Here is a 12,845-nt window from a genome sequence, read left to right on the forward strand (position 1 = left end):
AACGATGGAGCCGCGCGATGCTCACGTGATGCGGCGAATGCTCTCCGCGATTTCCTCGCGATCGAACACGTTCTTCCAGTCGTCGCGCATGAGACGCGGCTTGCCGAACTCGATGGCCTTGTTGCACGCGTCGGAGAACGCGCCGGGAATCTCGTTGAAGATCACCGCGCCGAGAATGTTCATGTGGCCGAGCAGGAAGTCGCGCGCCGCCTGTTCGGGCACGCCGCGCTTGATGGTCTCGTCCATCGCTTCGCGCATCACGTAGAGCAGCGTCGCGCAGATCGTCTCCGACAGGCCCGGCTCCAGAATCGCCATCTGATCGACGGTCAAGCGATACGAGCGCAGGATCGGCGCGTAGATCACCTTCGCGACGGCCTCGCCGAGATCGAACGCTTCCTCCGGGCCTTGCATCAGCGCGCTGACGATCGACTGCTTCGCATGGGCGCCGCCGAAGTGATCGTGCAGCGATTTTTCGTCGAGGTCGTAGTTGAAGATGACCGGATGGCACGGATGCGCGACGAAGTACGTCAGGTCCTTGCGGTCCGGAAGATGGCCCGCGAAAGGCGCGGCGGCGTCGAGCGTCATGACCATCGTGCCGGGTTTGAGCTTCGGCGCGATGTCGTGCGACAGCTTGCCGATCAGCGTATCGGGCACGGCGAGGATGACGACCTGCGCGCCGTCGAGCGCGGCATCGGCGGAAACGCATTCAATGCCCAGTTCATCCTTCAGCCGCTTCTGGCCGGCCGCGCCCGGTTCGACGTGCGCGACACGATAGTCCGACTTCAACAGATTGCTCGAGAGGCGCACGCCCATCTTTCCGCCTGCGCCGAACAGCGCGATCTTTTCCTTCATGTCGATATCTCCGATGTGAGTTGAATATTCAATGTGCGTTCGCCGCGACGGCTTCGGGCGTCCGCTCCTGGCTCGTGCGTCCGATGGCGAAAGCGAGCGCGGCGGACATCAGCATCATTGCGCCGACGATCAGCATCGGCAGTTGATACGAGCCCGTCATGTCCTTCGCCATGCCCGTGATGTACGGCGCGACGAAGCCCGCGAGATTGCCGACGGTGTTGATGAGCGCGATGCCCGCAGCGGCAGCCGCGCCGGACAGGAAGCGCGCCGGCAGCGCCCAGAAGTTCGGCAGCGCGGAGAAGATCGCGCAGGCCGTCACGGTGATCACGCCGATGGTCGCGGCGGGCGAACCCATCTGCAGCGCGAGCGGCACGCTCACCGCGCCGATCAGCGCCGGCACGCCGATATGCCACGAGCGCACGCCGCGTTTCGTCGCGTCACGGCTCCACAGGAACAGCGCGATGGCCGCGGGCAGATACGGAACCGCGGTGATGAGGCCCTTCTGGAACACGTTGAAGTGCGTGCCGAAGCGCGTCTCGAAACCGCCGATGATCGTCGGCAGGAAGAACGCGAGCGCATACAGACCGTAGATCAGGCCGAAGTACATCAGCGCGAAGAGCCACACGCGGCCGCTCATCAGCGCGGCGACGGGATTGCCGTGGCCCTTCGCCGCCGATGCGCCCTTTGCGCGGTCTTCTTCGTCGAGACGCGTCGTGAGCCAGTCGCGTTCGGCGGGCGTGAGCCATTTGGCGTCGGCGGGTTTGTCGGTCAGATAGAACCACGCGATCACGCCGACGAGAATCGCCGGAATCGCGACGCCGAAGAACATGATGCGCCAGCCGGCGAGACCGAAGAGACCGTGCGCTTCGATCAGCAGCGCGGCGAGCGGCGCGCCGATGACGATCGTGAGCGGTTGCGCGAGATAGAACAACGCGAGGATATGGCTGCGATGCTTGGCGGGCACCCACATGCTGAGGAAGAGAATCGCGCCGGGAAAGAAGCCCGCTTCAGCGACCCCGAGCAGGAAGCGCAGCGTATAGAGCCCGCTCATGCTGCTGACCCACGTGAACAGCAGCGCGACGATGCCCCACGTGACCATGATGCGCGCGAGCCAGCGGCGCGCGCCAAACTTGTGGAGCGCGAGATTGCTGGGAATTTCCAGCACGATATAGCCGATGAAGAACACGCCCGCCGCGAAACCGAACTGCGCGGCGGTAAGACCGAGATCCTTGGTCATCCCGTTCGGGCCGGCGAAGGAAATCGCGGTCCGGTCGAGAAAGTTGATGAAGAACATCAGCGCGACGAACGGCACGAGCCGCCACGACACTTTTCTGATCGCCGATTGCTCGACGGACTGCGTTTCTGCAACGTTCATGTCTCCTCCAGGCGTAGCGCACGGGTGTGGTCAACTGGTGTGATGAGTAGACTACCGAGCGTGGGAGGCGAGACATAGGGGGAAACGCCGAAATCGGTCGATTTTTTCTCACAGGGGTGTGCAAGAAAATCACCGCTCGATAAGTGAAGTTGTCGTATCTGTACGCGCAAATCTCACGTCACGGCGCAAAACCCGACGGCACGGCCTGGTCCTGTCGTGTTGATTTCCGGCTCCGCAATCCGTATAGTGTCGCTATACACTATACGCCGTACGAACGGCCGGCAGACATGTCGAAGGGCCTTCGGCCCGACGTCGCCAACATCCCGTGGAGTGGCTCAAATGGCAAAACTTTTCAGGTATCGGGAGGACCATGATCAAGTCATGGCGACACAAGGGACTCGAGGAATTCTTTTTCAGCGGAAGTAAGGCCGGCATCAGGCCCGATCACGCTTCGAGACTAAGACGTCAACTGGCTCAACTCAACATCGCGCAGTCGGCACAGGACATGAACCTTCCGGGCTGGAAGCTTCACGGACTCGACGGCTCCCTGGCGGGCCACTACTCCGTGAGCGTGAACGGAAACTGGCGAATGACGTTCAGGTTCGAAGGCGTCGACGTCGTCCTCGTGGACTACCAGGACTATCACTGAGGCTAAGTCAATGACTCAAATGTTCAACCCGCCGCACCCGGGCGAAACCCTTCGGGAGGATGTCCTTCCGGAGCTCGGCTTGACGGTGACCCAAGCAGCCGCGCAACTCGGCATTACGCGCGTGGCACTATCGCGCGTATTGAACGGGCGCGCCGGAATCTCGCCGGAAATGGCCCTTCGTATCGAAGGCTGGCTCGGCGTGGAGAACGGTGGTCGCGCCGACCTCTGGTTGGCGCAGCAGGCCGCTTACGACCTGTGGCAAGCACGATCCAAGGGCGCGCCCAAAGTCGAGCGCGCGCACGTCTGAGATCCTGTCAAAAACATCAAAGGGCGCCGAGGCGCCCTTTGTGTTTTCTGAAGCTCGTCGCGCAGCCCCGAACCGCAAGGAAATCCGGCCGAAAAGCGCATCACGCCGCGACGCGCATCTCCCTCGTCCCGCCCTTTCCCCGGCTCACCGCCGCCAGCGCCGCGAGGCTGATCACCGCCGTGAACATCATGTAGAAGCTCGGCGCCGCCTTGCTGCCCGTCGCGCTCAACAACCAGATGATGATCGCCGGCGTGAAGCCGCCGAACACCGTCACGCCGATGTTGTAGCCGATCGACATACCCGTCGCGCGCGTCGACACGGGAAAGATCTCCGACATCAACGCAGGCAGCGCGCCGAAGTAGATCGCCTTGAGCAGCGCGAGCCACGCGACGAGCACGAACAACGCCGCCACCGACACATGCGACACGACATACGAGAACGCCGGATACCCCGTCACGAACAGCAGCAACGCGGCCGTCGACATCTGCTTCACGCGGCCGATCTTGTCCGAGAGATGACCCGCGAACGGCGTGACGAAGGTCAGCATCAAGCCCGCGACGGTGCTCGCGGCAAAACCCGTCGACGCATCGAGATGCAGCTCGCGCATCGCGAACGTCGGCACGTACTGCAGCAGATAGTTCACCGCCGTCGATACCGTCAACGCGCCGATCGAAATCAGCAGCAAGGTCTTCTGCCGCGCGAAGACATCGCGCACGGGCGTCGCGGTGTGCTGCGCTTCGGTGTAATCGGCCGCGTCCTGGAGATAGCGGCGCAGGAACAAGCCCGCCGGCCCGATCAGCAAGCCGAAGAAGAACGGAATCCGCCAGCCCCATGCGGCAAGTTCCGCGGCGGGCATCAGCTTGGCCAGCGCGAAGCCGAAGATCGATGCGAGCAAGGTGGCGAGGCCTTGCGTCGCGAACTGCCAGCTCGCGAGCAGACCGCGCCGGTTCGGCGCGTGCTCGATCAGCATCGCCGTCGACGGACCGAACTCGCCGCCTGCCGAGAAGCCCTGAATCAGGCGCGCGATGAACACGCCCGCAGGCGCCATCAGACCGATCGACGCATACGACGGAATCACCGCGATGATCGCCGTGCCGATCATCATCAGGCCGACCGACATCATCAGCGCGGCCTTGCGTCCGCGTTTGTCGGCATATGCGCCGAGCACCATGCCGCCGATCGGGCGCACCAGATACGACGCGCCGAACGAGCCGAACGTGAGCAGCATGGAAGCCGTCTCGTTCGCGGCCGGAAAGAAGTTCTTCGCGATATAGACCGCGAAGAACGCATAAATCGCGATATCGAACCATTCGAGCGCGTTGCCGACCGAAGTCGCAAGCACGATCTGCGTCAGGCTCAGGGGCTTTTTGTTCATGATGTCAGCGTGTCATGGATGGCATTGGATTAATGCGCGTTGCGCGTGGCGACGATCGCCGCGCCCATCTCGCCGAGATCCCACCAGAGGCCCGCCATCAGGCCGAGCGATTCGCGCATCACCGGCGCGAGCACGTGCTCGTTCGGCGCGTGCTGGTTGCAGGCGGGATACGAATGCGGCACCCACAACGTAGGCAGGCCGAGCGTCTTCGCGAAGACATCGTTGGGCACGGTGCCGCCGAGGTTCGGCAGCAGCGCGGGCTTCTTGCCCGTGGTCGCGCGCATCGAATCGAGCGCCCAGTGAACCCAGGGATCGTCGAGATCGAGGCGCGTCGCGGGCGAGGCGCGCGTCACGTTCACGCTGACTTCCGTAAAGCCGTGTTCCGCGAAGTGGCGCTCCAGATGCGCCTGCACGTTCTCCCAATCCGTGCCGACCACGAAGCGCAACTGGCACACGGCCTTCGCGGAAGGCGGAATCGCGTTGACGGGCGCATCGGCATTGCCGGATTTCATCGCGAGGACTTCGAGCGCGTTCCAGCCGATCACACGTTCGGTCGGCGTGAGGCCCGGCTCGCCCCAGGTAGGATCGATATCGGGCGAGCTGTCGTCGCGGCCCAGCTCGATATCGGCGAGCGCTTCCCGCACGGCATCGGATATGGGCGGCGGCCGCAATCCGTCGACGGCGATGCGCCCGTGACGATCGACGAGGCTCGCGATCGCATGCGACAGCACGACCGCCGGATTGCGCAGCACGCCGCCCCAGTTGCCCGAGTGATGCCCGCCTTCGCGCAGATTCACCGTGAGCTCGAACGGCACGCCGCCGCGCGAGCCGAGAAAGAGCGTCGGGCGCTCCGCCGATACGCGCGGACCATCCGAAGCGATGAACACGTCCGCCGCGAGCGCGTCCTTGTGCGCGGTGCAGACTTCGTTCAGACCCGGCGAGCCGATCTCCTCGCCCGTCTCGAAGATCACCTTCACGTTGTAGCCGAGCTTGCCCTCGCGCGCCTGCAACACGGCCGCGAGCGCGGCGAAGTTGACCGAATGCTGGCCTTTGTTGTCGGCGGTGCCGCGGCCGTACCAGCGGTCTTCATCGACGACGATCTCCCACGGCTTCAGGCCCGCACGCCATTGCTCGTCGTAGCCGCGCACGACGTCGCCGTGGCCGTAGGTCAGCACGGTCGGCAGGTCGTCGGCTTCGTGACGCTCCGCGATCAGAAACGGCGGCCCGCCCGCGACGGCATTCTCCACGACGCGCGCCGTGAAGCCGAGACGCGCGAGCGTGTCGCTGACTTCATCGGTGAGATAGGCGTTCAGCGCCGGATTCGCGCCGTTCTGGCTCTCGGTGCGGAACGCGACGCGGCGCTGCAGGTCCGCGAAAAACACGCCCGAATCGAAGGCTTTGCACGCGATGGCGATGGCGGTCTCGCGACTGTTCTGAGGTTCTTTCACGACGTCTCCGGAAAATGGGTCACTGCAATTCCGGTCAGTCTAAAAACGCCAAAAATTCGCGACAATTTCAAATTTTGCGACTAGCATTGCCAAAAAGGCAAGGCTCGAGGAAAGCATCGTGTTGCATGGCATCGCACTCAAATACTTCGTGGAGGTCGCGCGCGCCGGGTCGCTCGCGGCGGCATCGGAAGCGCTTCATGTCGCGGTATCGGCGATCAGCCGGCAGATCGCCAAGCTGGAGGAACAGGCGGGCACGCCGCTATTCGAACGCATGCCGCGCGGCATGGTCCTGACCGAAGCGGGCGAACTGCTCGTGCAGCACGCGCGCCGGGCGCTGATGGATGGCGACGCGGTGCTCGACGAGATATCGGAGATGCATGCGCTCGGGCGCGGCATCGTGCGCATCGGCTGCACGGAAGGCTTCACGCGCTGCTTTCTGCCCAGCGTGATGGCGTCGCACTATCGCGAGCATCCGGGCACGCGTTTCGTGATGCGTTCCGGCACGCCGGGGCAGGTCGAGCATTGGGTGGCGAGCGGCGAGGTCGATGTCGGGCTCGCGTTCTCGACGTCGACATCGACGGCGTTGAGTGTCGAATACAGCGTGAAGGCGCCGGTCTGCGCACTGCTGCCGCCGACGCATCCGCTGGCAGGCAAGACGAGCATCACGCTCGACGACGTGCTTCAGTACCCCACTGCCGTGCTCGATCGAGGCACCACCGTGCGCCAGTTGATCGACTGGTGCTGCTCGGCGCGCGGCGTGCATCTGGAGCCGGTTCTGACGAGCAACAACTCGAGCGCGATGCATCACTTCGCCGCGCTGACCGGCGCGATCACGCTCGGCAGCGCGATCGCGCTCGGAGGCGATCCCGGGCCGCCGACGCTCGTCGCCACGCCCATCGACGAGCCTTTATTGAACGAACGCCTGCTGCAAGTGACGGTGATGCGCGAGCGGCGCTTGCCGCCCGCTGTCGATCAGTTTCTCAAGACGCTGACCAACGCATTGCGCGAGAGTCTGGGCGCGCCGGCGATGCGCGCGAAGAGGAAAAAGCGGTAGCCGCTTACTGTGTCGCGACCCACCAAGTGGTGCCGGCGGCATCGCGGAAGCCGCCGCGAAAGTCGTCGTCGGCGCGTTTGCGGGTGGGCGCCTGCACGCTTTGCGCGCCGTGTTGCAGCGCGCGATCGTAGACGGCTTGAACGTCGCGCACATAGACGTGGATATGCGGCCCCGCCGATTGCTGATCGGTCGCGCCGCCGCCGATCATCACGATGCTGTCGTCGATGCGTATTTCGGCATGCATCAACGAGCCATCGGGACGGTCGAAGCGGCGGACCAATGTGGCGTCGAAGACGCTTTGCAGAAACGCGATGATGGATTCCGCGTTCTCGCAGACGAGATACGGGCTGATGGAGGGATAGGTCGCGGGTTTCCAGTCGCTCATGACGTGCCTCGATTCGTCCTTACGGGATCAGCCAGAGTAAATGAATCCCGCGACAGCTTCAAACCCCTTCCACCAGATCCACATCATCCAGCTTCTGCGACACCGCCTTCGGCATGTCCGCCGTCGCCTTCGGCGCAGGCTCATACCGATGCACATCGTGCGTGACGAACCCGAGATCATGACTCGGAATCTCGAACCACTCCGGATGCCCGAACGAGCGGCGGATATCTTCCAGCCCGCTCGCCCAGTGCTCGTCCATCGTGTCGTTGCTGAACTCGTAGTCCTTGTAGTGCCCTTCGAAGAACTTGTTCTTGTAGATGAGGTGCACGACATTCACCGCGCCGCCATCCGCGATCATCTGCGCCTCGCGCAACAGCGGATGCGAGCGGCGCGTCTTCTCGGGAATATGCTCGAGCAACTCCTTGATGAGCCGCGCATGCTTCTGATAGCTCGACGCGAAATCCGTGATCGCGCGCGTTCTGCTCGAATACTGGATGTCCTTCGTGCGCTCGTTCACATCGAGAAAATCGCCGGGCAGCGTGCCGCGTGCGCTCCACAAATCCACCTGAAACACGAGCGTGTCCTTGTGCTGGCAATCGCCGATGATCTCCGTCAACGGCGTATTCGATACGAGACCGCCGTCCCAATAGAACTCGCCATCGATCTCGACAGCCGGAAAGCCCGGCGGCAACGCGCCCGACGCCATGAAATGCTCGGGCGTGAGCCGCATCTTCGTGTTGTCGAAGTAGACGAGATTGCCCGTGCGAACATTCACCGCGCCCACCGATACGCGCATGCCGCCATCGTTGATGCGGTCGAAGTCCGCGAACCGCAGCAGCGTCGCGCGCAAGGCAGACGTGTCGTAGTAGCTGACCTCGCTCGGGCGCTTGCTCTTCGTGCCCGGCGCGAAATTCGGCACCTGCACGCGCGGCGAGAAGAAGCCCTTTTGCCCTTCGGTCAGCGCGCGCGCGGCCGCCCACATGCTCGAGAACTTGCGGCCGAGATTGGCGAAGCCGAAGGTCGCGGGCAGGAACGCGCCCACGTGCCCGATGAGATCCGCAGGCTGGCAGATCGTGTCCCAGAACCCGCGCAGCGCGGCCACGCGATTCTCGGGCGCATTGCCCGCGATGATCGCGGTATTCAACGCGCCGATCGATATGCCCGACGTCCAGGTCGGATCGATGCCGACCTCGGCAAGCCCTTCGAACACGCCGGCCTGATACGAACCCAGCGCGCCGCCGCCTTGCAGCACGAGGCAAACGTCATCGTAGTCCGGCAGCGCGACCTGATTCGCCTGCATGAGTGTGTTGCGTCGACTGCTGCGCATGGGTTCTCCTTATGCTTATTGCATGAACCAGCCGTGGCTCACGACGATCGACTGGCCCGTCAGCGCATTCGATTCGAAGCCCGCGAGGAACGCGACCGTATTCGCGACATCGGCGACGGTGGTGAATTCGCCATCGACCGTTTCCTTCAGCATCACGTTCTTCACGACATCCGCTTCGGAAATGCCGAGCGCTTTCGCCTGCTCGGGAATCTGCTTCTCGACGAGCGGCGTGCGGACGAAACCGGGGCACACCACGTTGGCGCGCACGCCGCGCGGACCGCCTTCCTTGGCAACGACGCGCGCAAGACCCAGCAGACCATGCTTCGCCGTGACATACGCCGACTTCAGCTTCGACGCTTCATGCGAATGCACCGATCCCATGTAGATGATCGAGCCGCCCTTGCCCGATGCGTACATGTGCTTGATCGCGGCCTTCGTCGTGAGGAACGCGCCGTCGAGATGGATGGCGAGCATCTTCTTCCAGTCGGCGAATGCGTATTCCTCGATCGGCGCGACGATCTGGATACCCGCGTTCGACACGAGCACGTCGATGCCGCCGAGCTTCGCGACCGCGTCTTCGATGCCCGCGTTCACGGCGTCTTCGCTCGTCACGTCCATCGAGACGGCGATCGCCTTTCCGCCCGCGGCGACGATGCTGTCCGCAACCTGCTGCGCATTCGCGAGATTCAGATCGGCGATGACGACCGCCGCGCCGTCGGCCGCGAGCTTGCGCGCCGTCTGTTCACCGATGCCGCTCGCGGCGCCCGTCACGAGCGCGACTTTTCCTTGCAATGCCATGTGCCTGTTCCTTTGTCGAAGTTATCGAAGTTATCGAAGTGGTTGAGCTTATTGATTGACGGCGAGCTTGAGGCCGTCGGCGGGGGCGAGATAATCGTAGGCGACTTCACCGATATCCAGCGTGAGATTCGCGATGACATGCCGCGCACCCACGACCCTGCGCACCGGCAGATCCGCGACGGGCGCGAGCGCATGCGCGTGCAACTCCAGCGCGGCGGGGCCTTCCCATGCGCCGGTCACGGACACATCGCGCAGGAAGAAGCGAACCAGTTCGCACACGCGTGCGGTTCCGTCGACGTGCGGCAAGACCTTGAGCAGATAGTTCGGCGTATCGGCGAGCTTCCTGCGCTCGGCTTCGAGATCGAGCGGCCGATACTTGTAGCCCATCGTGCCCGTCGCGATGCGTTGCGTGCCGTAATCGAGCGTGCCGAGCAGCGTGTCCTTGCCGTCGACGGAAAGACGCGGCGACGCGAGCTTCTTCGGAAAGCCCCAGATCTCGCGGCCGCCGGCGATCGGGCCTTCGTCGTCGAGATACATCGCGTGGGTGTAGCCGCCCTTGTTGCCGTCCGGATCGATGACGGAGATCACCTGGCCGCTTTCGGTGTAATCGCCGAAGCCGGACGAGTCCGGCATGCGAATGAATTCGTAATGCACGAGATTGCTATCCACCTTCAGCGGCTCCGGAACCACGGCACGCAACGCGTCGAGGTCGGTTTCGTAGGAGATGATGAAGTATTCGCGATTGAGAAAGCGGAACGGCGGACGCGGGTAGGCGGGATTGTGCACAGGCATGGCGAAGGCATTCCTGCGGATGTCGTCTTCTTTCATCGGGTCGTCGGTGAGTTGAGAGCAGGCCCGATAGTAGACGGAATCGATGACACTTGTCGTCGACGTCAGGCAGCACCGGCACGCCTCGCGCATCACTGCGAACCGACAAAAACGCCGATGCATCAAGGCCTTATGCACGGCCACTGACGAATTGCATTTTTTTGTGCAATATACTGTTGCTTCAGCGGCCCGCATGCGGAGAAGGGCCGCGAGGCCGTACGGCTTGCAAGCACATGAACTTGATCGAGCCGGCGTTCCTCTGGTTGCACGGAAGTGTGCCTTTTGATGTGCGCCGCCCGACGCGCGATCAGACCGCTTCGATACGCTGCGCCGCGAGACTCAGCACGCGCTCGAGCACCTCGATATCGACGGGCTTGACGAGGTGATCGTCGAAGCCCGCCTGCGCCGTGCGCATGCGATCCTCCGCCTGCCCCCACCCCGTCACCGCGACGAGCATCACAGTGTCATGCAGGGCCGATGCGCGGATCCGGCGCGCAACCGCATAGCCATCCATCTCCGGCATGCCGATGTCGAGCAGCACGAGCGAGGGCGCGACCCGATCCATCGCGTGCAGAGCCTCCGCGCCGCCGTAGAAAACCGAAGCCTCGCAGCCGAGCAGATTCAGCACGGAGCCGAGGCTGTCGGCGGCGTCGCGGTTGTCGTCGATGACCATGACCCTCAGGCCGTCGCATGCGCTGACGGCGGCGCGCGTGCGGTCCGGCATCACGGCTTCGTCGTTCGTCACGAGCGGCAGCGAAACGACGAAGGCGCTTCCCGAGCCCACGCCTTCACTTTCGACGGAAATCGCACCGCCATGCATTTCGACGAGATGCTTCGCGAGCGCGAGCCCGACGCCCAGGCCATCGCCGATGCCGGCCGACTGCCGCAGCCGCCCGAAGAGCGTGAAGAGCCGCGCCTGATCGCCCGCCGAGATGCCGATGCCGTGATCGGTGACACGCACGACCGCCGTGCCGCCCTCGCTGCCGAGCGAGACCTGGATGAGGCCCGGTGTCGGCGAGTACTTCGCCGCGTTGTTGATGAGATTCGAGAACACTTGCGCGAGGCGCACGCCATCGCCATCGACGATGAGGCGCTCCGGCGCGAAGCACACTTGCAGCGCATGACCGCCCGCTTCGACGGCGGGACGGCTCAGCTCGAGCGCGGCCTTCAACGCATCGGCGAGATCGAGGCGATCGCGCTGAAGCTCGAGCGCGCCGCTCGTCACGCGCGCGACTTCCATCAGATCGTCGACGAGACGCACCATGTGATCGACCTGACGATCGAGCATCGAGAGCACGTTGCCCGCCTGCTCCGCGTTCCTGCTCACGCGCAGAATCTGCAGGCCGTTGCGGATCGGCGCGAGCGGATTGCGCAGCTCGTGCGCGAGCGTCGCGAGAAAGCGGTCCTTCATGCGATCCGCTTCGATGAGCCGCGCCTCGCTTTCGCGCAGCGCGCGTTCCGCATCCTTGCGCGCGGTGACGTCGCTCGCGGCGCCGAACCATTCCGTGAGTTGCCCGGCGCTATCGAAGATCGGCACCGCGCGCGACAGCGTCCAGCCGAACGAGCCGTCGGCGCGCAACACGCGATGCTCCAGCTCGAAGAGACCCTGCGATGATATGGCGGCGTCGATCGCGCGCAGCACGGCCGGCTGATCGTCGGAATGAATGTACGTGTCGAGCCATTCCTCGCTGTCGGACAAGGTATCGGCGAGAAAGCCGCGGCCGTCGAGCGCGCGCATGCTGGTCCAGTCGGCGCTCATGCGATACACCGAATACGACGCCGATGTCACGAGCGCCCTGAAGCGCGACTCGCTCACGCGCAAGGCTTCTTCCTGCACGGCACGCTCGACGAGATCGGCGGCCTGACGCGCGATCACGTCGAGCAGACGCAGTTGCTTCACATCGGGTTCGTGCACGGTACGCCAATGTGTAGAGAGCATGCCGAGCAGCACGCCGCTGCGCGAACGCAAGGGCGTGGTCTGCATCGCGCGGATGCCGGTCTCGCGAAAGATCATGTAGTCGATCGTGCCGCGCACCAGTTCACTGTCCTCGATGTCCGGAATCACGACACGTTCGCTCCTCGCCCATGCCGCGCCGCAACTGGTCGCCGAATCGGCGTTCACTTCGCGCCAGCGTTCGCGCGCGAGCGGCGTGAAACCGTGTTGCGCGATCAGTTGCAGCACTTCGCTGCCGTCCTCGCGCTGGCTGAGCAATTGAAGACTGCCGAAGTCGGCGCGAAGCAGGTCCTTCGCGGCGTCCACGGTGCGCTGATAAAAGCCGGCGGCGTCCTGATTCACGAGCAGATGAAGACATAGCTCGTGCAGAACGCGGCTCTCGCTCAGGTCCGCTTGCAGGAGATCGATGACGTCCTGCTGCGATTCCGTCTGCAGTGCGCTTCGCGAGAGCGCGAGCGGCGCAGGTGAATCGTTGGCGAGCGGCTTCATGACT

Annotated in this window: 12 protein-coding genes; 3 read left to right on the top strand and 9 right to left on the bottom strand. The window is 63.9% G+C overall.

The window, feature by feature from the left end:
• Nucleotides 1–21 precede the first annotated feature (21 nt).
• Together AWB78_RS02590 and AWB78_RS02595 are read right to left on the bottom strand one after the other, a co-directional pair.
• Nucleotides 22–852 carry a phosphogluconate dehydrogenase C-terminal domain-containing protein gene (locus tag AWB78_RS02590; RefSeq protein WP_062601935.1) on the bottom strand — a complete coding sequence of 277 codons (831 nt, stop codon included), beginning with the start codon at nt 850–852 and terminating at the stop codon, nt 22–24.
• 28 nt (nt 853–880) lie between these two features.
• Entirely contained in the window at nt 881–2,227 is a 1,347-nt protein-coding gene (locus tag AWB78_RS02595; RefSeq protein WP_062601937.1) for an MFS transporter, read from the bottom strand.
• A 370-nt stretch (nt 2,228–2,597) separates the two neighbouring features.
• On the opposite strand from AWB78_RS02595, the gene AWB78_RS02600 reads away from it, so the two are divergent.
• Nucleotides 2,598–2,876 carry a type II toxin-antitoxin system RelE/ParE family toxin gene (locus AWB78_RS02600; RefSeq protein ID WP_062602399.1) on the top strand — a complete coding sequence of 93 codons (279 nt, stop codon included), beginning with the start codon at nt 2,598–2,600 and terminating at the stop codon, nt 2,874–2,876.
• A 10-nt stretch (nt 2,877–2,886) separates the two neighbouring features.
• A complete protein-coding gene (locus AWB78_RS02605) occupies nt 2,887–3,183 on the top strand; it encodes a HigA family addiction module antitoxin (RefSeq protein ID WP_062601942.1) in 297 nt (98 codons plus the stop codon).
• A 100-nt stretch (nt 3,184–3,283) separates the two neighbouring features.
• Here the strand turns inward: AWB78_RS02605 and AWB78_RS02610 are convergent, their stop codons facing one another.
• Nucleotides 3,284–4,561 (bottom strand): MFS transporter, encoded by a 1,278-nt coding sequence (locus tag AWB78_RS02610; RefSeq protein ID WP_062601944.1) that lies wholly within the window; start codon nt 4,559–4,561, stop codon nt 3,284–3,286.
• Between the two features lie 26 nt (nt 4,562–4,587).
• Nucleotides 4,588–6,006: a M20 family metallopeptidase gene (locus AWB78_RS02615; protein WP_062601946.1), complete on the bottom strand. Its 1,419-nt coding sequence runs from the start codon at nt 6,004–6,006 to the stop codon at nt 4,588–4,590.
• 118 nt (nt 6,007–6,124) lie between these two features.
• On the opposite strand from AWB78_RS02615, the gene AWB78_RS02620 reads away from it, so the two are divergent.
• Nucleotides 6,125–7,060: a LysR family transcriptional regulator gene (locus tag AWB78_RS02620; protein ID WP_062601948.1), complete on the top strand. Its 936-nt coding sequence runs from the start codon at nt 6,125–6,127 to the stop codon at nt 7,058–7,060.
• A 4-nt stretch (nt 7,061–7,064) separates the two neighbouring features.
• Here the strand turns inward: AWB78_RS02620 and AWB78_RS02625 are convergent, their stop codons facing one another.
• From AWB78_RS02625 to AWB78_RS02645, 5 genes are all read right to left on the bottom strand, one after another.
• Complete coding sequence (locus tag AWB78_RS02625) at nt 7,065–7,445, bottom strand: VOC family protein (protein ID WP_062601950.1); 381 nt, start codon at nt 7,443–7,445, stop codon at nt 7,065–7,067.
• A gap of 58 nt (nt 7,446–7,503) precedes the next feature.
• Nucleotides 7,504–8,772 (bottom strand): DUF3734 domain-containing protein, encoded by a 1,269-nt coding sequence (locus tag AWB78_RS02630; RefSeq protein ID WP_062601952.1) that lies wholly within the window; start codon nt 8,770–8,772, stop codon nt 7,504–7,506.
• A gap of 15 nt (nt 8,773–8,787) precedes the next feature.
• Nucleotides 8,788–9,570, bottom strand: coding sequence for a 3-hydroxybutyrate dehydrogenase (locus AWB78_RS02635; protein ID WP_062601954.1), 783 nt, complete (start codon nt 9,568–9,570; stop codon nt 8,788–8,790).
• A 48-nt stretch (nt 9,571–9,618) separates the two neighbouring features.
• Nucleotides 9,619–10,398: an acetoacetate decarboxylase gene (locus AWB78_RS02640; RefSeq protein ID WP_062601956.1), complete on the bottom strand. Its 780-nt coding sequence runs from the start codon at nt 10,396–10,398 to the stop codon at nt 9,619–9,621.
• Nucleotides 10,399–10,705: 307 nt separating this feature from the next.
• The gene (locus AWB78_RS02645) at nt 10,706–12,841 is read right to left on the bottom strand and encodes a hybrid sensor histidine kinase/response regulator (RefSeq protein WP_062601959.1); all 2,136 of its coding nucleotides are present in this window, start codon (nt 12,839–12,841) and stop codon (nt 10,706–10,708) included.
• Between the last annotated feature and the right edge of the window lie 4 nt (nt 12,842–12,845).

Source organism: Caballeronia calidae, from assembly GCF_900044055.2.
Lineage (GTDB): Bacteria > Pseudomonadota > Gammaproteobacteria > Burkholderiales > Burkholderiaceae > Caballeronia > Caballeronia calidae.

Bases quoted from the DNA above. Each gene is read 5' to 3' on its own strand.
- AWB78_RS02590 (WP_062601935.1), bottom strand. From the start codon at position 852: ATGAAGGAAAAGATCGCGCTGTTCGGCGCAGGCGGAAAGATGGGCGTG.
- AWB78_RS02595 (WP_062601937.1), bottom strand. From the start codon at position 2,227: ATGAACGTTGCAGAAACGCAGTCCGTCGAGCAATCGGCGATCAGAAAA.
- AWB78_RS02600 (WP_062602399.1), top strand. From the start codon at position 2,598: ATGATCAAGTCATGGCGACACAAGGGACTCGAGGAATTCTTTTTCAGC.
- AWB78_RS02605 (WP_062601942.1), top strand. From the start codon at position 2,887: ATGACTCAAATGTTCAACCCGCCGCACCCGGGCGAAACCCTTCGGGAG.
- AWB78_RS02625 (WP_062601950.1), bottom strand. From the start codon at position 7,445: ATGAGCGACTGGAAACCCGCGACCTATCCCTCCATCAGCCCGTATCTC.
- AWB78_RS02630 (WP_062601952.1), bottom strand. From the start codon at position 8,772: ATGCGCAGCAGTCGACGCAACACACTCATGCAGGCGAATCAGGTCGCG.
- AWB78_RS02635 (WP_062601954.1), bottom strand. From the start codon at position 9,570: ATGGCATTGCAAGGAAAAGTCGCGCTCGTGACGGGCGCCGCGAGCGGC.
- AWB78_RS02640 (WP_062601956.1), bottom strand. From the start codon at position 10,398: ATGAAAGAAGACGACATCCGCAGGAATGCCTTCGCCATGCCTGTGCAC.
- AWB78_RS02645 (WP_062601959.1), bottom strand. From the start codon at position 12,841: ATGAAGCCGCTCGCCAACGATTCACCTGCGCCGCTCGCGCTCTCGCGA.